16 protein-coding genes are annotated in these 18,841 nt (G+C 66.9%); 7 read left to right on the forward strand and 9 right to left on the reverse strand.

What is annotated here, in order from left to right; genetic code table 11:
- The first annotated feature begins 18 nt into the window (after positions 1-18).
- On the forward strand, positions 19-1,485 hold the full coding sequence (locus ACIP9X_RS09110) for an FAD-dependent oxidoreductase (RefSeq protein WP_400479390.1): 1,467 nt from the start codon (positions 19-21) through the stop codon (positions 1,483-1,485).
- A 60-nt stretch (positions 1,486-1,545) separates the two neighbouring features.
- On the opposite strand, the gene ACIP9X_RS09115 is transcribed toward ACIP9X_RS09110, so the two are convergent.
- Genes ACIP9X_RS09115 through ACIP9X_RS09125 form a run of 3 tightly spaced genes read right to left on the reverse strand, consistent with a single transcriptional unit; the run spans position 1,546 to position 4,175 of the window.
- Positions 1,546-2,997 (reverse strand): SRPBCC domain-containing protein, encoded by a 1,452-nt coding sequence (locus ACIP9X_RS09115; RefSeq protein WP_400479391.1) that lies wholly within the window; start codon positions 2,995-2,997, stop codon positions 1,546-1,548.
- Between the two features lie 52 nt (positions 2,998-3,049).
- Positions 3,050-3,877: a DUF1206 domain-containing protein gene (locus ACIP9X_RS09120; protein ID WP_400479392.1), complete on the reverse strand. Its 828-nt coding sequence runs from the start codon at positions 3,875-3,877 to the stop codon at positions 3,050-3,052.
- Positions 3,878-3,884: 7 nt separating this feature from the next.
- Positions 3,885-4,175, reverse strand: coding sequence for a hypothetical protein (locus tag ACIP9X_RS09125; protein WP_400479393.1), 291 nt, complete (start codon positions 4,173-4,175; stop codon positions 3,885-3,887).
- 169 nt (positions 4,176-4,344) lie between these two features.
- Here ACIP9X_RS09125 and ACIP9X_RS09130 point away from each other — a divergent pair, with 169 nt between their 5' ends.
- Positions 4,345-4,884, forward strand: coding sequence for a hypothetical protein (locus ACIP9X_RS09130; protein WP_400479394.1), 540 nt, complete (start codon positions 4,345-4,347; stop codon positions 4,882-4,884).
- A gap of 166 nt (positions 4,885-5,050) precedes the next feature.
- On the opposite strand, the gene ACIP9X_RS09135 is transcribed toward ACIP9X_RS09130, so the two are convergent.
- The 4 genes from ACIP9X_RS09135 to ACIP9X_RS09150 all read right to left on the reverse strand — a co-directional run bounded on the left by ACIP9X_RS09135 (position 5,051) and on the right by ACIP9X_RS09150 (position 9,045).
- Positions 5,051-6,244: an AI-2E family transporter gene (locus tag ACIP9X_RS09135; RefSeq protein ID WP_400479395.1), complete on the reverse strand. Its 1,194-nt coding sequence runs from the start codon at positions 6,242-6,244 to the stop codon at positions 5,051-5,053.
- A gap of 134 nt (positions 6,245-6,378) precedes the next feature.
- The gene (locus ACIP9X_RS09140; protein ID WP_400479396.1) at positions 6,379-6,954 is read right to left on the reverse strand and encodes a hypothetical protein; all 576 of its coding nucleotides are present in this window, start codon (positions 6,952-6,954) and stop codon (positions 6,379-6,381) included.
- A 180-nt stretch (positions 6,955-7,134) separates the two neighbouring features.
- The gene (locus ACIP9X_RS09145) at positions 7,135-7,815 is read right to left on the reverse strand and encodes a FadR/GntR family transcriptional regulator (protein WP_400479397.1); all 681 of its coding nucleotides are present in this window, start codon (positions 7,813-7,815) and stop codon (positions 7,135-7,137) included.
- A gap of 6 nt (positions 7,816-7,821) precedes the next feature.
- Positions 7,822-9,045, reverse strand: a complete 1,224-nt coding sequence (locus ACIP9X_RS09150) for an MFS transporter (protein WP_400479398.1) — start codon at positions 9,043-9,045, stop codon at positions 7,822-7,824.
- 141 nt (positions 9,046-9,186) lie between these two features.
- Between ACIP9X_RS09150 and ACIP9X_RS09155 the strand changes: the two genes are divergently transcribed.
- The gene (locus ACIP9X_RS09155; protein ID WP_400479399.1) at positions 9,187-10,743 is read left to right on the forward strand and encodes a CHAD domain-containing protein; all 1,557 of its coding nucleotides are present in this window, start codon (positions 9,187-9,189) and stop codon (positions 10,741-10,743) included.
- A 95-nt stretch (positions 10,744-10,838) separates the two neighbouring features.
- Here the strand turns inward: ACIP9X_RS09155 and ACIP9X_RS09160 are convergent, their stop codons facing one another.
- Positions 10,839-12,269, reverse strand: a complete 1,431-nt coding sequence (locus tag ACIP9X_RS09160) for a PucR family transcriptional regulator (protein WP_400479400.1) — start codon at positions 12,267-12,269, stop codon at positions 10,839-10,841.
- Positions 12,270-12,412: 143 nt separating this feature from the next.
- Between ACIP9X_RS09160 and ACIP9X_RS09165 the strand changes: the two genes are divergently transcribed.
- The 3 genes from ACIP9X_RS09165 to ACIP9X_RS09175 all read left to right on the forward strand — a co-directional run bounded on the left by ACIP9X_RS09165 (position 12,413) and on the right by ACIP9X_RS09175 (position 16,447).
- Positions 12,413-13,843, forward strand: coding sequence for a gamma-aminobutyraldehyde dehydrogenase (locus ACIP9X_RS09165; RefSeq protein ID WP_400479401.1), 1,431 nt, complete (start codon positions 12,413-12,415; stop codon positions 13,841-13,843).
- 72 nt (positions 13,844-13,915) lie between these two features.
- Positions 13,916-15,271 (forward strand): 4-aminobutyrate--2-oxoglutarate transaminase, encoded by a 1,356-nt coding sequence (gene gabT, locus ACIP9X_RS09170; RefSeq protein ID WP_400479402.1) that lies wholly within the window; start codon positions 13,916-13,918, stop codon positions 15,269-15,271.
- A 309-nt stretch (positions 15,272-15,580) separates the two neighbouring features.
- Positions 15,581-16,447, forward strand: a complete 867-nt coding sequence (locus ACIP9X_RS09175) for a universal stress protein (RefSeq protein WP_400479403.1) — start codon at positions 15,581-15,583, stop codon at positions 16,445-16,447.
- Positions 16,448-16,584: 137 nt separating this feature from the next.
- Here ACIP9X_RS09175 and rarD read toward each other — a convergent pair whose 3' ends face one another.
- Positions 16,585-17,667 (reverse strand): EamA family transporter RarD, encoded by a 1,083-nt coding sequence (gene rarD / locus ACIP9X_RS09180; protein WP_400479404.1) that lies wholly within the window; start codon positions 17,665-17,667, stop codon positions 16,585-16,587.
- Between the two features lie 125 nt (positions 17,668-17,792).
- Here rarD and ACIP9X_RS09185 point away from each other — a divergent pair, with 125 nt between their 5' ends.
- Positions 17,793-18,791 (forward strand): DNA topoisomerase IB, encoded by a 999-nt coding sequence (locus ACIP9X_RS09185; protein ID WP_400479405.1) that lies wholly within the window; start codon positions 17,793-17,795, stop codon positions 18,789-18,791.
- Positions 18,792-18,841 lie beyond the last annotated feature (50 nt).

Consider the following 18,841-nt stretch of genomic DNA (forward strand, 5'->3'; position numbering starts at 1 on the left):
ACGAAAAGGAACACAGCCGTGTCAACCAGCACCACCGTAGGAACAGCTGCCCGCCCGTTGCGCGTGGCCGTCGTCGGCTCCGGCCCGGCCGGCGTCTACGCAGCGGACATCCTTACCAAAAGCGAGGCCGTCAAGAGCGGCGAGCTGACCGTCAGCATCGACCTCTTCGACCGCTACCCGGCACCCTACGGCCTGATCCGCTACGGCGTCGCTCCGGACCACCCCCGCATTAAGGGCATCGTCAACGCCCTGCACAAGGTTCTGGACCGCGGCGACATCCGCTTCTTCGGCAACGTTGACTACGGCACGGACCTCACCATCGAGGACCTGCGCACCCACTACGACGCCGTCATCTTCGCCACCGGCGCCATCAAGGACGCCGACCTGAACATCCCGGGCATTGAACTCGAGGGCTCCTTCGGCGGCGCTGACTTCGTGTCGTGGTACGACGGCCACCCGGACGTTCCCCGCGAATGGCCACTGGAGGCCAAGGAAATCGCCGTGATCGGCAACGGCAACGTGGCGCTCGATGTGGCCCGCGTCCTCTCCAAGCACGCCGACGACCTCCTGGTCTCCGAGATCCCGGAGAACGTCTACGCCGGGCTGAAGGCATCGCCCGTCACCGACGTGCACGTCTTCGGCCGCCGCGGTCCCGCCCAGGTGAAGTTCACCCCGCTCGAGCTGCGCGAACTGTCGCACTCCAAGGACGTGGACATCATCCTGTACCCGGAGGACTTCGAGTTCGACGAGGAGTCAGACCGCCAGATCCAGAGCAACAACCAGACCAAGACCATGGTCGGCACGCTCACCAACTGGATCGCCGAGCAGCCCGAGGACCTCTCCGAGCTCAAGGCCTCCCGCCGCCTGCACCTGCACTTCCTGCACAGCCCGGTGGAAATTTACGACGACGCCGAGAACCCCGGGCGCGTCAGCGGCATCAAGTTTGAGCGCACCGAACTGGACGGCACGGGCAACGCCCGCGGCACCGGCGAGTACATCGACTACCCGGTGCAGGCCGTGTACCGGGCGATCGGCTACTTCGGTTCGGCCCTGCCGGACATCGAGTTCGACCACAAGAAGGGTGTCATCCCGAACGACGGCGGCCGCGTCCTGGACGCTTCCGGCGAGCACGTTCCCGGCATCTACGCCACCGGCTGGATCAAGCGCGGTCCCGTTGGACTCATCGGCCACACCAAGGGCGACGCCCTGGAGACCGTGACCTACCTGCTGGAAGACCGCGAAAACCTTCCGGTTGCCGAGGCACCCGCCGCCAGCGCCGTCGTCGAACTGCTCGACGGCCGGGGCGTGGAATACACCACCTGGGAAGGCTGGCTGGCCCTGGACGCCCACGAACTCGCCCTGGGCGCCGAGGCTACCGCTGCAGGCGGATCGCACGGTGTTGAGGTTGTGCGTGAGCGCATCAAGGTAGTGCCGCGCGAGGACATGGTGTCCATCTCCCGCGACGGAGTCGCCGCCGGAGTCTAGCTCTGACAGCAACAGGGGCCCGTGCCCGCAGGGAATCCTGCGGGTGTGGGCCCCGTTGGTTTAAGCGCCGTTGCCCAAGGCTCCGTTGGTCTTGTCTCCGGCGCCTCCGGCGGCCATGAGTTCGAGGCGCTTCAGCGTTTCGCGGTTGCGGATGGTGATGGCCGGATCCCTCAGCATCTTGGGAACGGCCAGCCCAGGCCCGTGGATGGCGTCCTCGATGATGGAGACGCGGCACTGTGCTCCCTCATCCTCCAGGGTGATGCGCACCTTGGCCTCGCCCATCGGCCAGCCACGGGCGATCAGCTCCAGTGACTTCCCGGGCTCGACGGCGGTCACCTTGGTGCTGTCGTCGATCACGAGCGGCCAGGCGCCGACGGAATGGTGGAGGCGGGAGCCAACCTCCGGCCAGTGCGCGTCGACGGCGCGGATCCTCGAGGCGCCGACGACCCAGCCCGAGTACAGCCAGCCGTTGGCGATGATCTTCCAGACGTCGGCGGCGGGGGAGTTGAAGGTCTGTGTAACTGTGGCCATCGGTTTCCTCTCAGTCTGGTCAGGCTGGTGCCCGTGCTGGTAATCGGTCTGGTGCCCTCCCTGTTGCGGGTCGTCCCCGAGGCCAGCGTCCCCGCCTGCCCGGCGCCGGCCTGGTGAGCGCGGCGTGAACAAGCGTGGCGTGAGCAGGCGCGGCGTGAGTGCCCGGTTTCCGGGAAGGTGCGGGGCTGGGCCCCGCGCCGTACGGTAGGAGTACTCGCGGAGACGGCGCGCCCACGGGTACGTCTCCGCTCCCGGCAACGAGTGTTCGATGGGGTCGAAGCGGTCAGGGGTGTCGTCCTGGCCCGGGGCTCCCCTGAGCTTGAGCGTGCCGGCATGGACCCATCGTCCGCCGGGCTTGGCGAAGTTCAGTGCGAGAACCCATTCGCCTTCGGCTAGGGACTCCCGGAAGTCTCCGCCGGTCTCCGCGCGGCCGGTAGCCCGGGGTGGCAGCGACAGCGTCCGAAGCCCGAGGAGCACTGGCCCGTCCTCGCCCTTGTAGGGCATGAGCGTGGTGAACCGGGCGGCGCTGACATCCAGTTTTGGTACCAGCAGGAAGCGGGCAGGAAAGCCCCAGCCGGTGGTGGCGAAGAGAATGTCGCCGCCACTTGCGCCGCCACCAGAACCGCCGGCCGAACCGGCGTCGGACCCAATACCCGACCGCAAGCGCACCGCGAGGCCGAGGATGTCCGGGAGGGTGTCCGGAAGGCCGATTGAGCGGGAGAAGCGCGCCTGCACCTCGTCCGTGCCGGGGGAGTCGAGCCAACTGATGCCGCTCCGTTCCCGGGGCAGGCCGGGGGAGGCGGCCTCGCCAACGCCGTGCCGCGTCAGCTCGCCGATAAGGCTGGTGCCCTTTGGATGGATTGGCCGGTCGGGACGCAGCGCCTTGAGTGCTTTGAAGCCGGCGGCGAAAGCCCGTCCTGCCAAGTCGGTTCCCAGCCGGGCGGCCCTACCCGATTGATGTGTCTTGCGGTCGTGCGTCATGCGGTTCCTCCTCATGGTGTCCAACCTCCGAACACTGTCGTCCCATCCCTTGTCACATCCGGCCGAACCTGGACCTGACCAAGGCAAAAATGCCGTAACAGATAAAGCCGGCCCCGATCGCCAGGAGGAGATAAGGGCCATAGGGGTGCTCCCGCAGGGCCTTCAGGCTGCCGTCCAGTCCCGTGGACTCCTCCGGAGAGTGCTTGGCTGCCGCGATGACAAACAGGAGCCCGGCAAGGATCAGCGCAATGCCTTTCGCCACATGCCCCGTGACGCCGAGGGCATCGATGATACGGCCGCGGCGGGAGCCGTCGAAGTGGAAGAGCTCCTCCTTGAACCCGCGCCGGACGCCTTTCAGGATGAAGTAAATTCCGATACCTATAATGGTGAGCCCGATTGCGCTCAGTATGACTGTGCCGAACGGTGTGGCGAGCAATGCAGCGCTGACATCCCTCGTTGACTCGCCGGAATCACCCGGCAGTCCGACGGCGAAGCCTCCGAACGTCAGGGAGACGCTGCCGTAGGCGACTGACAGGAAGCCGGAGGAAATGTGCTTGCCGATTCTTTCCTTTGTCGGCAGGTGGCGTGCCCGCAGTGTCGCCTCACTCAATTGCCAGAGGGCCAGCCCGATGCAGGCGACCATTCCCGCCCACATCAGGGCCGGGCCCCACGCGTTGGCGGCGAGTTGCTCGATGGCACCGGTGGGCTCGGCCTCGCCGGGCTGGCCCAGCGCCAGGGCGATCGCAATGGCCCCCACCACGATGTGCAGCAGCGCCATGACGGCAAAACCGGCCCGCGCGACGACGTCGAGCGTCTTGGTATTCGATACCGCCTCTGCCGCGTCGGCCGCTTCGCCGAGCGGGGTAGCCTTGTCCGTCATGAGCACGCTAGCCGTTCATGGGGCCTTCGGCGTGGACTTTCTCGGCCCCTTCTCCGGTCAGTTTCACCGTGCAGCGGACCACCAGGGAGTCCGGTGCCGTGTCTACCTCCACCAGGGCATCGCCGGCACTGAGCACCATGAAGTGCTCCGAACCCGGCTCGACGCCGAAGCCCCGGGAGGCGGCGGCCTGCCGGGCATTTTCCAGCGCCTCGCGGCGGAGCCCGTGCATGTAGGTTTCGTCGTCTTCGCGGGCCGCGTCGCCGAAGGCCCAGCCGAACAATGTTCCTGTTGCTCCCATGGCGATGATCTTACGCGCAAGTATGAAGCTGTTACGGGCTTCCGTAACATTAGTAAGTGTGCTTACCATGTCTAAACCATGTCGTTGGTGCGGCTGTCGCCGGAGGGGAAACTGAAGGCGGCGTGGAAGCCGTTGTTCCGGATCCGACCTCTACGTTAGGAAGCACATCATGGCAGGAAATCTACTGGCACGCTCCGTCCACGACCTGACGGCAGCCGCCTGGTTCGGCGGCTCGCTGATGGGCGCCATTGGCCTGAACGGAGCGACCGCCGAGGCAAAGGACCCGTCGGAGCGTACCCGCCTCTCAAGCCGGGGCTGGATGAAATGGGCCCCGGTGCAGACCGCGGCCTTCGCAACACACCTCATCGCGGACCTGTTCATTGCCCTGGAGAACAAGGAGCGGATCGCCAAGCAGGACGGCGTGGCCGCTGACACGATCTACAAGACGGCAGTGACTCTGGCGGGCGCCGCCGTCACCTTGTATGCGGGGGCCCTGGGCAAGAAAGTCGACAAGCTGGCGGACGAGGGTGCCGAAGGCGCCACCGAACCCCGCCCCGGCGCGTCGGAGAAGCTGCAGGCGGCACAGAAGCAGCTGAAGGCCCTGCAGTGGACGATCCCGGCGTTTGCGGCCTGGGTCATCGTGCTCGGAGCCAAGCACGGCGAGATGCAGCGGCCCAAGAACGTCTTCCAGGGCCTCCGTGACCGCTGATGCTCCGCGACCGCTGATGCTTCGCGAACGCTGATGCGGATGCCGCGGGTCTTCCGCGGCGGACGCCGCGGCTGATTGAGGCGCCAATGAACGACGACGGCCGGGTCCCCAAACGGGAACCCGGCCGTTGCGCTGTGGTGCTGGAGTTGGTGGTGCTGCAGTCTGCCTAGACGGGCTGAGTGTTGGCCGGAGGCAGATCCGGATTCATCGGTTCCAGCCGGGGGTCCTCCGCTGTCCAGACCTGGATCACGGCCCAGGCCACAGCCGCCAGAGGTACGGACAGGACGGCGCCGATGATGCCGGCCAGGATGGTGCCGGCGGTCAGCGCCATGAGGATGACAAGAGCATGGAGCTGGAGGGTATTGCCCATGACGATCGGCTGCAGCAGGTCGCCTTCCAGCTGGTTCACCGCGATGACAACGGCCACGACGATCAGCGCCACCACCGGCCCGTTGGCCACCAGCGCCACGAGAGCGGCGAGGATACCGGCAACCGTCGCGCCCACAAGGGGAATGAAAGCCCCCATGAACACGATAATGGCAAGCGGTATGGCCAGGGGCACCTGCAAAATCAGCAGTGCCGCGCCGATCGCCACGGTGTCCACGAGGGCCACGATTGCGGTGCCGCGGACGTAGCCGCCCAGGACCTCCAGGGTTCGTCGGCCCACCCGGCGGAGCTTGGCTTCGCGGCGGCCGTTGAACGGGCGGAGGAAGAAGTTCCAGATCTTCTCACCGTCCTTCAGGAAAAAGAACAGGATCACCACCATGAGGCTGGCGCCGGCAATGAATTCAGTGACCACTGACAGCCCGGAGATCGCACCGGAACGGACCTGGCTGCTGGTGGCGAACTGGATAATGCCTTCCCTGGCCTGGTTCAGTTGCTCCTGGTCCAGCGGGAAGGGCCCGGTGAGCAGGAACTTCTCGAGTTCGTCGAGTCCGGAGGCGGCCTGCTGCGCCAGTTCGCTCCACTGGCTGCGCACCGACATGACGATCACTGTGATGACGCCGGCCAGCAGCGCCAGCAAGCCAACAAAAGCTATGCCCGTGGCCGCGGCGCCGGGCATGCCCCTGCGGCGGAGCAGGTTCACGAATGGCCCGATGGCTGCGGAGAGAATAAGTGCGATCAGTGTGGGAATGACCAGCAGCCGGACCTGCAGGAGGGCGTAGACAGACACTGTGGCGAGGGTGAGGACCAGCAACACCTGCGCGGACCGGATGCCCACGCGGCCCAGACCGTCCGCCCAGAGTTCGCGGGCGGGCTTTTTTTCATGCGGGGTATTTGTGGCCAGGGTGGTGTCCGCGGTGGGTTGTTGGTGCTCTTGAGGCAATTCTTGCTCGGACACGTGTGTTGCACGGGCCATGGGAACTCCTAGTCATCAGCGGGCAGTTGGACAGCGTCAAGCTCCCCAGTCAGATAGTAAGCCTACTGATGTACTGGAGGGTGGCGAAACCCGTGCCGGGTGGGCAGGGGAAACTATTTGTCAGAAACCAGGCGTCACAGCTCCGCGTTGACGAAGCCGATCACAATCGCAGCCCACCAGCACGCCTGCGAGATTCCCAAACACAGAAGCATGTGGATGCGCTGGCCCATGGGCAATCCGGCAAAGGTCGTGCTGGCCGGCATAACCACAAGGCGGCGCATCAGGGGGATCAGGCTGATGCCGTTGACCATCAGCACCAGCACCGCCCCAAGTTTCACGACCGTCCATGGGTTGCTCAGGTCCGGGCTCAGGAACGCGCCGGACAGCAGCAGCACGGCGGTGCCGGACCAGATCAGGGGACCTGCGGCGCCGTCGAGCCGGATGGTTTCCGCCAGCTGGCGTCTCCCGATCAGCCACAGGAAGCCGTGCCAGTCCACGAGCAGGATCGCGCCAAAGGCCAGCACCATGGCCAGGATGTGCACGGAGAGCGCGAGAGCGCGCGGCGGCCCTTCAATCGTGACGGACAGCCCCATCATGACGGCCAGCACCCAGGCCACCGCTGCCGCGATACACAGGATTCCGACCAGCCGCCGGGAGGATTTGTGGGATTTCCGCGGAAACCTGGGTGCCGCGGCTGCACTGTACGTCACGGTGTACCTCCAACTGCCTGAAGGAGTTGCTCAAGTGGGGGCGGAGTGCCGCCGCGAGAGGTAGACCGCTGGTTTGAGGATCTGACGGGAACCTTGGAAAAACCTTGGGAAAAGCCTATGAACCCCCCAAAGTGGTCCCCCTTTACGGGGGGTGCGCTGAGCAAGGGTGCGAAGTACGGCCTACTCCCGCAGCCATTCCGCGCAGGAGTTGAGGTTGCGCGTCACGCTCAGCACGGCAGCCTCCTCATCATGGGCCTCGATGGCGTCAATGAGCGCCCCGTGGCCTTCGTGCGCCAACCCCTGGAACCCGGGGCGTCGGTGCTGCTTCAGCAGCTCGTCGTGGAAGACCTCGCCAAAGCTGGCATACAGCTCGTGCAGCAGCGGGTTGGCGGAGGCCTGCGCCACGCGGTCGTGGAAGCCCCAGTCGGCCCGGGCCCACGCTGCATAGTCTGCTGCTTTCCAGGAGGCGTCGCGGTCGGCGAGGAGCACGCGGAGGGCGGCGACGTCGTCGGGCGTTGCGTGGCGGGCGGCAAGACGCGCCGCCTGGGTGTCCAGTCCAACGCGGACCTCGAGGACGTGCTCGTCGGTGTGGTCCCGGTACAGCCGGCGGGCAGCCCCGGAAATCTCGCTGACGGCGCGGACGTAGGTGCCGTCACCGCGCCGGACCTCGAGCATGCCGCCGTGGGCCAGGGCCTTGATCGCCTCACGGAGGGTTCCGCGCGAGACACCCAGACGGGCCATCAGTTCGGTTTCGGAAGGAATCCGCTGCTGCAGGGGCCACTCGCCCGAATGGACCATGGCACGGAGTTTCGCCGTAACTTCGTCAGCCAGCGGCTGGCGGTGCGAGGTACTGAGCGTCATTGCTTCCTAACCCTTCGGCTTGGCAGTGTTCTTGGCAGTGAGGAGGTGTGCCACCACGATCTGTGCCACCGCTATGGCCAGCAGCAAGGCCAGCGGGAGCGTCCACCCGCCGGTCGCGCTGTGCAGCAGGCCCATTCCGAAAGGGCCCACGGTGGCCAGGAGGTAGCCGCTGGACTGCGCCAGGGTGGAAAGTGCGGTGGTCTCGGCCGTGGTCTGGCCGCTGCGGCTGATCATCACCATGACCAGCGGGAAGATGCCGAGTCCAAAGCCGAGCAGCACGGCGGGGATAGCGGCAAGGGACAGCGGGAGCACCAGGAGCGCAGCCATCCCGACGAGCATCGCCCCGCTGACCAGGTAAAACGCCGGGCGCAGCATGCCCGGGCGGGAACCGATGGCGATCAGCAGCATACCGGCCGGAACGGACACCAGCTGCAGGAGCGCGTACATCAGTCCGCTCTCGGCGGCGCTGAGGCCCATGGTGGTCAGCATGTACGGGAACCAGCTCAGCAGCGCGTAGGCGAGCAGCGCCTGCAGCGTGAAAATGGCCGTCAGCAGGGCGCCCTTGCGGGTCCGCAGCAGCGGCCACGGCGAGACGTGGCTGACGTTTCGCGCCACCCGGTTGCGGTGCGCGTGCAGCGCCACCGGCAGGAAACCGAGGAAAGCCGACACAGCGAGGAGCCCGATGGCGCCCACTCCGGCGGACGGCGAACCGAGCAGCTGTGCCAGCGGCACCACGGCCACTGAGGTGGCGGTGGCCCCGGTGGTCATGGTCACCGTGTAGAGGCCGGTCATGAGGGAGGTGCGGTGCGCGAAGTGTTCACGGATGAAGGACGGCATCGCCACGTTGCAGACGGCCAGGCCGGACATCCCGACCACCGTCCCGGCCAGCAGCATGCCGGTGGAGGGGATGCCGCGCAGCAGCAGCCCAGCGGTCAGCATCGCGAGGGACAGCAGAATTGCCTTCTCCACGCCGAGCCGTCCCGTCAGCCAGGACGTTGCCGCCCCTGCCACGGCGAAGCACAGTGTCGGGATGGACGGGATCACCGACGCAACCAGCGGGCCGTAGCCGAGCACGAGCTGAAGGTCGTGCAGAAGGGCGGAGGCGCCCGTGATGCCGGCCCGCAGGTTGAGGCCGATCAGTACCAGTGCAATAACGCTCATGACGACGGCGGCCCGCGACTTGCGCGGGCGGGCGGCGGCAGCGAGGGCAGCTGAGGTAACGGAGGCCATTCCATAAGGTTAGACGTTAGACGTTTGATGTCTAGAGTTTTGTGGCAAACCTCTCGCAGCCCTCCTGGCCTGAGCATAGACTCAGGCCAGGGAGTTCCGGGGACCGCGGTGGTCCCGCTGCGAAAGGATGCCGTAACGGACATGAATCCCGAGGGTCTCGAAACAGAGAAGAAGTACGACGTCGATCCCGGCGCCGCGCTCCCGGCGCTGCAGCGGATTTCCGGTGTCGGGCGGGTAGGGGAGCCGTCCGAAGCCGTGCTCGAGGCGGTCTACTTCGACACCGCTGATCTGGCGCTCGCCGCCCGCCGCATCACCCTGCGCCGCCGGACGGGAGGAACCGATGCCGGCTGGCACCTCAAACTGGCTCCTGAACGCGATCAGTCTGCTGAAGAGGGCGGTGATTCAGTACCGCAGCGCCAGGAGATTCACGCGCCGCTGGGACAGGCCGACGTCGTTCCGGATCAGCTGCTTGTGCATCTGCACGCTTACCTTCGGGGTGCCGCGGTTGCCCCTGCAGCCCGGCTGAAGAACAGACGCACCACGTACCCCCTCTATGGAGATGACGGGGTGCACCTGGCCGACTTTGCAGACGACAGGGTCGAGTCCGAAGCGCTGGGCAGCGGACTCAAGCAGGAGTGGCGGGAATGGGAACTCGAACTCGTCCGGGGGAGTGCTGAGATCTTCCCGCCGGCGGAAACCTGTTTCATCGCTGCGGGCGCCCGGCCGGCAGCCCATGAATCCAAGCTCGGCCGCGCACTCGGGGAGGCCTGGCCAAAGCAGTCGGACGCGAAGCAGCCCGACGGCAAGTCCGCCGGAAAAAAGGGGCCGGCCTCCGGCGTCGTGACCGCCTACCTCGGCGCGCAAACCGCTCAACTTTTGCGCATCGATCCCGCCGTGCGGCTGGAGGAGCCGGACGCGGTGCACCAGATGCGCTCGGCCACGCGGCGGCTGCGGTCGGCCCTGGCCGTGTACCGCAAACTGTTCGGTGACGCCGCGGTCCGGAGGCTCCGCGATGAGCTCAAGTGGCTGGGCCGCATCCTAGGTGCGCCCCGCGACGCGGAGGTGACCCGGGAGCGGGTGCTCGCGAGTGTGGACGCGCTGCCGCCGGAGCAGGCCGATGCCGTCAGGGACAGGCTGGAACGCGAACTGGGCGACAGGTTCACCGCAGGCTACCGGCGAGTGCAGGAGGTGCTGGTGTCCAACCGTTATTACCGGCTGCTGGATGACCTTGAGGAATTCCGCGACAACCCGCCGGCCCTGCCCGCGGCTGCGGCGCCGGCGGGCCAGGTTGCAGGCAAACGCATCGGGCGTACGGTCCGTCGCTTGCGACGGTCAGCCAAGGCGGCCCGGCAGGAAAAGGCGGGCCCGGCCCATGACACAGCACTGCACCAGGTGCGCAAGGACGCCAAGCGGCTGCGGCATGCTGCGGAGTCGGTGATCCCGCTCCACGGAAAGCGCGCCACCAAACTCGCAAACGCTGCACACCGGCAGCAGAAGATCCTGGGCGATCACCACGACAGCGTGATGGCCCGGACCCTGCTGGGAAAGCTGGCGCGCGGGCCGCAGCCGTCGGAGCACGTGAGCGCGGCCTACGCACGGCTGGTCAAAAAAGAGGACAAGGCCGCCGCCCGCACCGAGGCCAAGTACCACAAGGCGCGGCGCAAGGCCCGCAAGCTCCTGAAACGCGGGCTGGCTTAGCTGCGCTGAGACGCGGGCTGGCTTAGCTGCGGCTTAGGGCGGGCCGTTCGGCGGGGGTTTCCGGCGTGTTCCTTGGCCGGACTCCCCGCGTGCTCCTAGCGCCGTGATCCGAGCCGCGCCACCGCGAGGGCGAGCCACAGCTGCACCCGGTCCGCGGTGATGGACGGGTCATAGCCGGTGAGCTCGGTGATCTGGGCCAGCCGGTAGCGGACCGTGTTCCGGTGCAGCGTCAGGGCCTCAGCCACCGCCGCGACAGAGCCGTTGTTGTTCAGGTAGCTCTCCAGCGTGGTCATCAGCTCGGCGCCGTGGGCGGCGTCGAACGCTCGCAGCGGGTTCAGCGACTCGTTGGCCATGTCAGCAAGCGGCACGTCCTCGCTTGCCAGCAGCAGCGAGGTCAGGCTGAGCCGCTCGGGCTCATTGACCGGCAGCCCGTGGCTTGCCGCGTCCCGCGCCTCGAAGTAGCTCCAGCGAAGGCCGTTGGGCTTCGTGTAGGCGCCGCCGATCCCGATCGTTGCGTGGATGCCCGCCTCGGCGAGGTGGTCGCTGAGGCTCCGGGCCAGCGCTGTGGCGCCCCGGCCGTCGTCGGGAATCACCGTGACCAGGTCCTTCCCGACGACGGCGGTCACCGCCTTCTCGAGCGACCGGGGCAGCGATGAGGTCACCAGCTGCTTGTGGTGCGCCTCGGAGCCGGCCAGCAGCACCACGTTCTTGCGGGTGCTGTTGATGCCTGTTCCTGCGAGGCGGCGGGTGGCCTCGTTCTGGTCCAGGGTCCCGTGGATCACGTCCTCCAGCACCTGGCCGCACAGCGCCCGCTCGGCCTGGCGCTGCTTCACCATGTTGTTCAGTTCCACGCTGATGAGGTTCTGGGCGTAGCCGATGATGCCGGAGTCCTCGAAGGGCTGCCTGACCCACAGCGTGCAGGCGTCCCGTCTGCCGGTGGGGATCGGGTACGAAGCCCATGAGTCTGCCGCCGCCGACTCGGAGCCGCTGTTGTACAGCTCTGCGGTGAACTGGGTGAGGATGATGTCAGTGCGGAGCATGCCGCCCAGGTGCTTGAGCAGTTCGGCCAGTCCGCCGCCGGTGAGAAGGGCGCGGGCCAGCACCTGGTGGCCGGCGATCAGGCGTTCGAGCTTGGAGTAGTGGTCCGCCGACTGGGCGTCCGCCACGAGCTTGCTGATGGCGATAAACGGGGTGGCGTACGGGACCTCCACGACCGGCAGTCCCCACCGGTTCGCTTCGGCCACCAAAGCCGGCGGAACGCCGTCGTGCGTCAATCCCACGCCGAAACCAATTCCCACGGCGCCGGCGCGCTGGACCTGCCGCACGAAGCGCCGCTGCTCCGGGGCGCTGCGCAGCCGCAGGCCGGTGGTCAGCACCAGCTCGCCGCCGTTGAGGAAGCGCTGCGGATCCTCCTGCTCGGCGACGGCAACCCAGTGAATGTCATGGTGGGACGTGGTCTCGGCGAGACCGATTTTCTTGAGCCCGAGCGACTGCACGCCGAGCAGCGCGGCGAGGGAAATTGCCATATCCCAAGGGTAGCGGGACGCTGGCCGATCGCACTAAAAGCCCGGCGCCATGGTGTGCAGGTGGCTATTCCCCGCGTTTGTGGCGCTGGCATAGGCTCGGAGCAGCTGCATCAGATCATTCAGGACGAAAGAGGTTGTACACCGTGGTTCAAACCTTGCAGAACTTCATCAACGGCGAGTTCGTGACGCCTGCCGGCACCGGCCTGCTTGACATCGTGAACCCTGCGACCGGCGAGGTCGTCGCGAAGTCGCCCGTTTCCGCTGCCGAAGACGTGGATGCCGCCATGACGGCAGCCAAGGCGGCCTTCCAGACCTGGAAGCACACCACCCCCGGCCAGCGCCAGCTGATGCTCCTCAAGCTGGCGGACGCCATCGAAGCGAACAGCGACGAGCTCGTGGAGGCGCAGCACCGCAACACCGGACAGGTGCGCGCCCTCATCGCCTCCGAGGAAGTTGCCGCCGGCGCCGACCAGCTGCGCTTCTTCGCCGGTGCTGCCCGCATCCTCGAAGGCAAGTCCGCGGGCGAGTACTTCGAGGGCCACACCTCCTTTGTGCGCCGCGAACCCATCGGCGTCGTGGCCCAGGTCGCGCCGTGGAACTACCCGTTCCTCATGGCCATCTGGAAGATCGGCCCCGCGCTCGCCGCCGGCAACACCGTGGTCCTCAAGCCCTCCGACACCACGCCCGAATCCACCCTGGTGCTGGCGAAGCTGGCCAAGGACATCTTCCCTGCGGGCGTACTCAACGTCATCCTCGGCACCGGCGAGACCGGCGCGATGATGGTGGATCACAAAGTCCCCGGACTCGTCTCCATCACCGGCTCCGTCCGTGCCGGCATCGCCGTCGCCTCCGGAGCTGCGAAGGGCCTCAAGCGCGCACACCTGGAGCTCGGCGGCAAGGCCCCGGCCATCGTCTTCAAGGACGCCGACATCAAGAAGAGCGCCGCGGCCATCGCCGAGTTCGCGTTCTTCAACGCCGGCCAGGACTGCACCGCCATCACCCGGGTGCTGGCCCAGGACTCCGTGCACGACGACCTCGTGGCCGCGATGGTGGAGCACACCAAGACCCTGCACACCGGTTCGCAGAACGATGAAGAGAACTACTTCGGCCCGCTGAACAACGCCAACCACTTCAAGGCGGTCAGTGCCGTTGTCGGGTCGCTGCCGGATTACTGCCGGATCGAGACCGGCGGCCACCGCGCCGGGGACAAGGGCTACTTCTTCGAGCCCACGATCATCACCGGCGCCAAGCAGACCGATGACATCGTGCAGAAGGAAACCTTCGGCCCGGTCATCACCGTGCAGAAGTTCAGCACGGAGCAGGAAGCCGTGGAAATGGCCAACGACGTCGACTACGCCCTGGCGTCCAGCGTCTGGACCTCCGACCACGGCACCGCCATGCGGCTCAGCCGCGATCTGGACTTCGGTGCGGTCTGGATCAACACCCACATCCTGCTCACCGCCGAAATGCCCCACGGCGGGTTCAAACAGTCCGGCTACGGCAAGGACCTCTCCATGTACGGCGTCGAGGACTACACGCGCATCAAGCACGTGATGAGTGCACTCGACTCGTAATAATTCGCTGGTTGAGCCCGTCGAAACCAAGATCCCGACAGGCTCAATCACCAGGCACCGAAAGGCCTTCCCATGACCACCACTGCCAACGAGATCACCTACCGCCTCGAGCAGAAGCGCAACATCCAAGCTGATTTTCCGGGCCCCAAGTCGCTCGCGCTGGCCGAACGCCGCAAGGCTGTCGTCGCCGCGGGCGTCGCCTCGGGCGTCCCCGTCTACGTTGCCGACGCCGACGGCGGCATCATCCACGACGTCGACGGCAACTCCTTCATCGACCTCGGCTCCGGCATCGCGGTGACCAGCGTCGGCGCGTCCGACCCCGCCGTCGTCGGTGCCGTGAAGGAGGCCGTGGAGCACTTCACGCACACGTGCTTCATGGTCACGCCGTACGAAGGCTACGTCGCCGTCGCCGAGCAGCTGAACCGACTTACCCCGGGCGATCACGAGAAGCGCACCGTCCTGTTCAACTCCGGCGCGGAGGCCGTGGAAAACGCCATCAAGGTGGCGCGCCTGGCCACCGGCCGTGATGCCGTCGTCGCCTTTGATCACGCCTACCACGGCCGCACCAACCTGACCATGGCGCTCACCGCCAAGGCCATGCCGTACAAGACCAACTTCGGGCCGTTCGCCCCTGAGGTCTACCGCATGCCCATGAGCTACCCGTACCGCGAGGAGAACCCCGCCATCACGGGCGCAGAGGCTGCAAAGCGCGCCATCACCATCATCGAGAAGCAGATCGGCGGCGACCAGGTTGCCGCGATCATCATCGAGCCCATCCAGGGCGAGGGCGGCTTCATCGTTCCCGCCGAAGGCTTCCTGCCGGCGCTGTCCGCATGGGCCAAGGAAAAGGGCATCGTCTTCATCGCCGACGAGGTCCAGTCCGGGTTCTGCCGCACGGGTGAATGGTTCGCCGTCGACCACGAGGGCGTCGTTCCGGACATCATCACCATGGCCAAGGGCATCGCCGGCGGCATGCCGCTGTCCGCCATCACCGGACGCGCCGACCTGCTCGACGCCGTCCACCCGGGCGGCCTCGGCGGCACCTACGGCGGCAACCCCGTCGCGTGCGCCGCTGCCCTGGCGTCCATCGGTTCCATGGAGGAGTACAACCTCAACGCCCGCGCCAAGCACATCGAGGAACTGGCCCTCGGCAAGCTGCGTGAGCTCGCGGCTGAGCTGCCCGTGCTCGGTGACGTCCGCGGCCGCGGTGCCATGCTGGCCATCGAGCTGGTCCAGGCCGGGTCCAAGGAGCCGAACCCCGAGCTCACCAAGGCCGTGGCCGCAGCCTGCCTGAAGGAAGGCGTCATCATCCTGACCTGCGGCACCTACGGCAACGTCATCCGCCTGCTACCGCCGCTGGTCATCACCGACGAGCTGCTGCTGGACGGCCTCAACGTACTGGCGGCAGCCATCAAGGCCAACGCCTAACCCTCTACCCCAGGGAGCGCGAACGGACACTTGTGGCCCCGGGAAGCGCGAACGGACACTTGTGGCCCCGGGAAGCGCGAACGGACACTTGTGGCCCCGGGTGGAGCGTGGAACAGGGCGTTATCTGTACGTTCGCGCGGGGGTAACCTCGGGCGGAAATGGTCGACGGCGGGCCGGGTACCGAAAGGTGCCCGGCCCGCCGTCGTACGCTCCGGTAGAGTCATCGTCACCACTGCACTCATCGCAGACCGGTCCACCGCGGAGATCCTGGCGGCGCCTGCGTCTGCCTCACCCAAAGAAGGGTTTTGCATGCGATACGTAGTCGGCTACACACCCACCGAGCGCGGCGCGGACGCCGTGGCCCTGGCGACGTCGCTCGCTTTGGCCCAGGGCGCGCACCTGGACCTCGTTTACGTTGTGAAGAAGGGCGCGCCGTACGTTGCGCTGAATCCCGAGGGCAGCAGGGTGAGCGCCGCCGAGCAGGAAGTGCTGACCGCGGAACGGCAAGCCCTGGGTCTGGTTCCCCAAGGCCTGTCCGCCACGTTCCACGCACGGGAAGCCGATTCGTTTGCCTCCGGCCTGATCGAGGCGGCTGTGGAACTCAAGGCCGGGCTGATTGTGGTTGGCGCCGCCAGTGCCGGCCTGTTCAAGCGGTACACCGTGGGCAGCGTAGCCAATGCCCTGCTGCACGCCTCGCCTGTTCCCGTGGCCCTTGCACCGCGCGGCTATCAGCGCACGGCGCCCATCACCCGCCTGACCCTGGCTGTGGGGCAGCGCGAGGGAGCGGAAGCCGCGATTGAAACCGCCATCAATGCGGCAAAGCGCCGCGGAGTGCCGCTGCGTCTGGTGTCGCTCGTGGAGCTTGACGCCGCCGGAGACGCCGGGGAAGCGGTCAATGCAGCGCACATCCACGCCAACACAGTGCTGTCCGACGCCTCCGGCAAGGTGCCCGCCGGACATGAGGCCAGCGTCGCCGTTGCTCACGGCCGCACCATCGAGGAAGCCATCGACGGCCTGGAATGGGACGACGGCGAGATCATGATTGTGGGCTCCTCGCGCCTGGCGGAGCGGAACCGCATGTTCCTGGGCAGCACCGCCAACAAGGTCCTGCGCGCCCTGCCGGTGCCCATGGTGGTTGTCCCGCGCGACTACGAACGGGTGGCCTCGGCGCCGTAGGTCCCAGGGCTTTCGGCGCGAACGGGCAGATGCGGCCCCACTCCTGCGCGCGAACGGACACTTAATGCCCTCAAAACGCCCCGGGGAGGGGCCTTAAGTGTCCGTTCGCGCTTCTGGGTCCGGCGGGCGGGAGGGGCTTAAGTGTCCGTTCGCGCTTCCCGGAGGGCGAGCTTGCGCGCGGCGGAGTTCTTCCGGGCTGTGGCCAGCATGTCCAGCGTCAGCACCAGCAGCGCCAGCCAGACGACGCCGAATCCGATCCACCGTTCGAGGGTCATCGCCTCACGGAAAACGGCCAGCGCCACGATGAACTGCAGGACTGGTGCGAAGTACTGCAGCAGGCCGATGGTGGTCATCGGCAGGCGGCGGGCGGAGGCGCCGAAGAACAGCAGCGGCACCGCGGTGATGATGCCCGACGCCGCGAGCAGCCAGAAGTGCCCGGCGCCGTTGCTGGTCAGCGTCGCGCTCCCGCTGACAGCGAGGAAAACCATGGTGGCTGCCGCCAGGGGAGCGAGCACTATGGTCTCGACTGTGAGGCTCGTGATGGCTTCCGCCTTGGGACCCACGCGCTTCTTGACGAACCCGTACAGTCCGAAGCTGACAGCCAGCGTCAGTGCGATCCACGGCAGCTTCCCGTAGGACACGGTCAGGACCGCCACGGCGATAAAACCGATTCCGACGGCGGCCCACTGCAGGGGGCGGAGCTTTTCCTTCAGGACGAACACACCGAGCAGGACGGAGACGAGCGGGTTGATGAAGTAGCCCAGCGATGCTTCTACCGCCTGCCCGGTGGTCACCCCGTAGGTGTATGTCAGCCAATTCACGGCAATCAGTGCCGCGGCGACGGCCAGTGGGCCGACCACGGAGCGGTTCCGGAAGGCCGCGCCCAGAACCCGCCACGTCCTTGTCACGGTGATCAGCAGGGCGCAGAACAGCAGGGACCAGACGACGCGGTTGGCAACGATTTCGACGGCGCCGGCGGGCTGCAGCACGAAGAAGTACAGGGGAAGCATCCCCCACAGCCCGTAAGCCCCGATGCCGAACAGGACTCCCGCCGTCGTGTCCTTGTCCACGGCTTTCAGCCCGGCGGGCTTGCCGGGCGCCGTCCCCGTAGAACCGGAAGCCGGCCCCGTCGGGCCCGACCCGCCCGGCGCCGGCGGCGCAGCAGGCGGCAGGGCAGAAGCAGGCACAGCTGAGGAGACGGATCCATCGGGTGTAGGCACAAGACGGATAACGCTGCTTGGGGCCGGGGTATTCCGCCGGTCCCGAACGACATTTATGGCGTCAATCCGAAAATAGTCAGTAGGCTTGCCATTATGAGCGGGATCAATACGCACGGCTTTGCCCGATGAGGCTGCGCCACAGCAACGCCTCGGGACGCGGTTACCGCCGGGTGCGGGCCGGCAAGGGCTTCAGTTACCGGGATTTGGACGGGTCGACGCTGCCTCCGGGGCCGGTGAGGGACCGGCTGGAAAGCATCGGGATCCCGCCGGCATGGAAGGACGTGTGGATTGCCCCGTTCGAGAACGGCCACATCCAGGCCACGGGCGTGGACGCGGTGGGGCGCCGGCAGTACATCTATCACCCCGAATGGCGGGAGCGGAAGGACCGGCTGAAGTTCGACCGTGCGCTCCAGCTTGCGGAGTCGCTGCCCTCTGCGCGCCGGATGGTGACCATGGACCTCAGGAGCGAGGGACTGACTCGGGAACGGGTCCTGGCGGCCGCGTTCCGGATGCTCGACTCCGGCTCGCTGCGCGTTGGCTCCGAGCGGTACACCAACGAGAACGGCAGCCATGGCCTCGCCACCCTGTTGTGCGCCCACGTGCAGGTCCGCAAGAACCGGCTGCGCCTCAGCTTCCCCGCCAAGAGCGGCAAGAACTGGGAATCGGAAATCACCGACGACGACCTCGCACCCCTGGTCCGTGTCCTGAAGCGGCGCGGCGGCAATGCCCGGCTGCTGGCCTACAAAAACGGCCGCAGCTGGCATCCGGTGAACAGCGCGGACATCAACAGCTACGTCAAGGAGCGGACCGGGTCCGACTTCACCGCGAAGGATTTCCGGACCCTCCGAGGAACCATCGCCGCAGCGGTAAGCCTGGCCCGCAGCGGCCCGCAAAAGACCGTGTCGAAAAGGAAACGGGCCATCAGCGTCGCCATGATGGAGGCCGCTGCTGTGCTGGGCAACACGCCGTCGATTGCCCGCAAGAGCTATGTGGATCCGCGGCTTCTGGACCACTTCGCGGCCGGGGAAACCATCGACCCCAAACGGCTGGACTCCGCGGAATCCGAACTGCGGGCGCTGCTGTACCGCGAAGGCAACGTGGTGGCCCTGCCGAAAAGCAGCTGAGCGGCAGCGCGACAACTAGAATTGGAAACTGCGCGCAGAAGGCGCAGATC

Origin of the sequence: Arthrobacter sp. NPDC093125 (assembly GCF_044754225.1) — a bacterium.
GTDB lineage: Bacteria > Actinomycetota > Actinomycetes > Actinomycetales > Micrococcaceae > Arthrobacter.

Bases quoted from the DNA above. Each gene is read 5' to 3' on its own strand.
- ACIP9X_RS09150 (WP_400479398.1), bottom strand. From the start codon at position 9,045: ATGGCCTCCGTTACCTCAGCTGCCCTCGCTGCCGCCGCCCGCCCGCGC.
- gabT (WP_400479402.1), top strand. From the start codon at position 13,916: ATGACCACCACTGCCAACGAGATCACCTACCGCCTCGAGCAGAAGCGC.
- ACIP9X_RS09135 (WP_400479395.1), bottom strand. From the start codon at position 6,244: ATGGCCCGTGCAACACACGTGTCCGAGCAAGAATTGCCTCAAGAGCAC.
- ACIP9X_RS09130 (WP_400479394.1), top strand. From the start codon at position 4,345: ATGGCAGGAAATCTACTGGCACGCTCCGTCCACGACCTGACGGCAGCC.
- ACIP9X_RS09125 (WP_400479393.1), bottom strand. From the start codon at position 4,175: ATGGGAGCAACAGGAACATTGTTCGGCTGGGCCTTCGGCGACGCGGCC.
- ACIP9X_RS09115 (WP_400479391.1), bottom strand. From the start codon at position 2,997: ATGACGCACGACCGCAAGACACATCAATCGGGTAGGGCCGCCCGGCTG.
- ACIP9X_RS09175 (WP_400479403.1), top strand. From the start codon at position 15,581: ATGCGATACGTAGTCGGCTACACACCCACCGAGCGCGGCGCGGACGCC.
- ACIP9X_RS09160 (WP_400479400.1), bottom strand. From the start codon at position 12,269: ATGGCAATTTCCCTCGCCGCGCTGCTCGGCGTGCAGTCGCTCGGGCTC.
- ACIP9X_RS09155 (WP_400479399.1), top strand. From the start codon at position 9,187: ATGAATCCCGAGGGTCTCGAAACAGAGAAGAAGTACGACGTCGATCCC.
- ACIP9X_RS09120 (WP_400479392.1), bottom strand. From the start codon at position 3,877: ATGACGGACAAGGCTACCCCGCTCGGCGAAGCGGCCGACGCGGCAGAG.
- ACIP9X_RS09185 (WP_400479405.1), top strand. From the start codon at position 17,793: ATGAGGCTGCGCCACAGCAACGCCTCGGGACGCGGTTACCGCCGGGTG.
- ACIP9X_RS09145 (WP_400479397.1), bottom strand. From the start codon at position 7,815: ATGACGCTCAGTACCTCGCACCGCCAGCCGCTGGCTGACGAAGTTACG.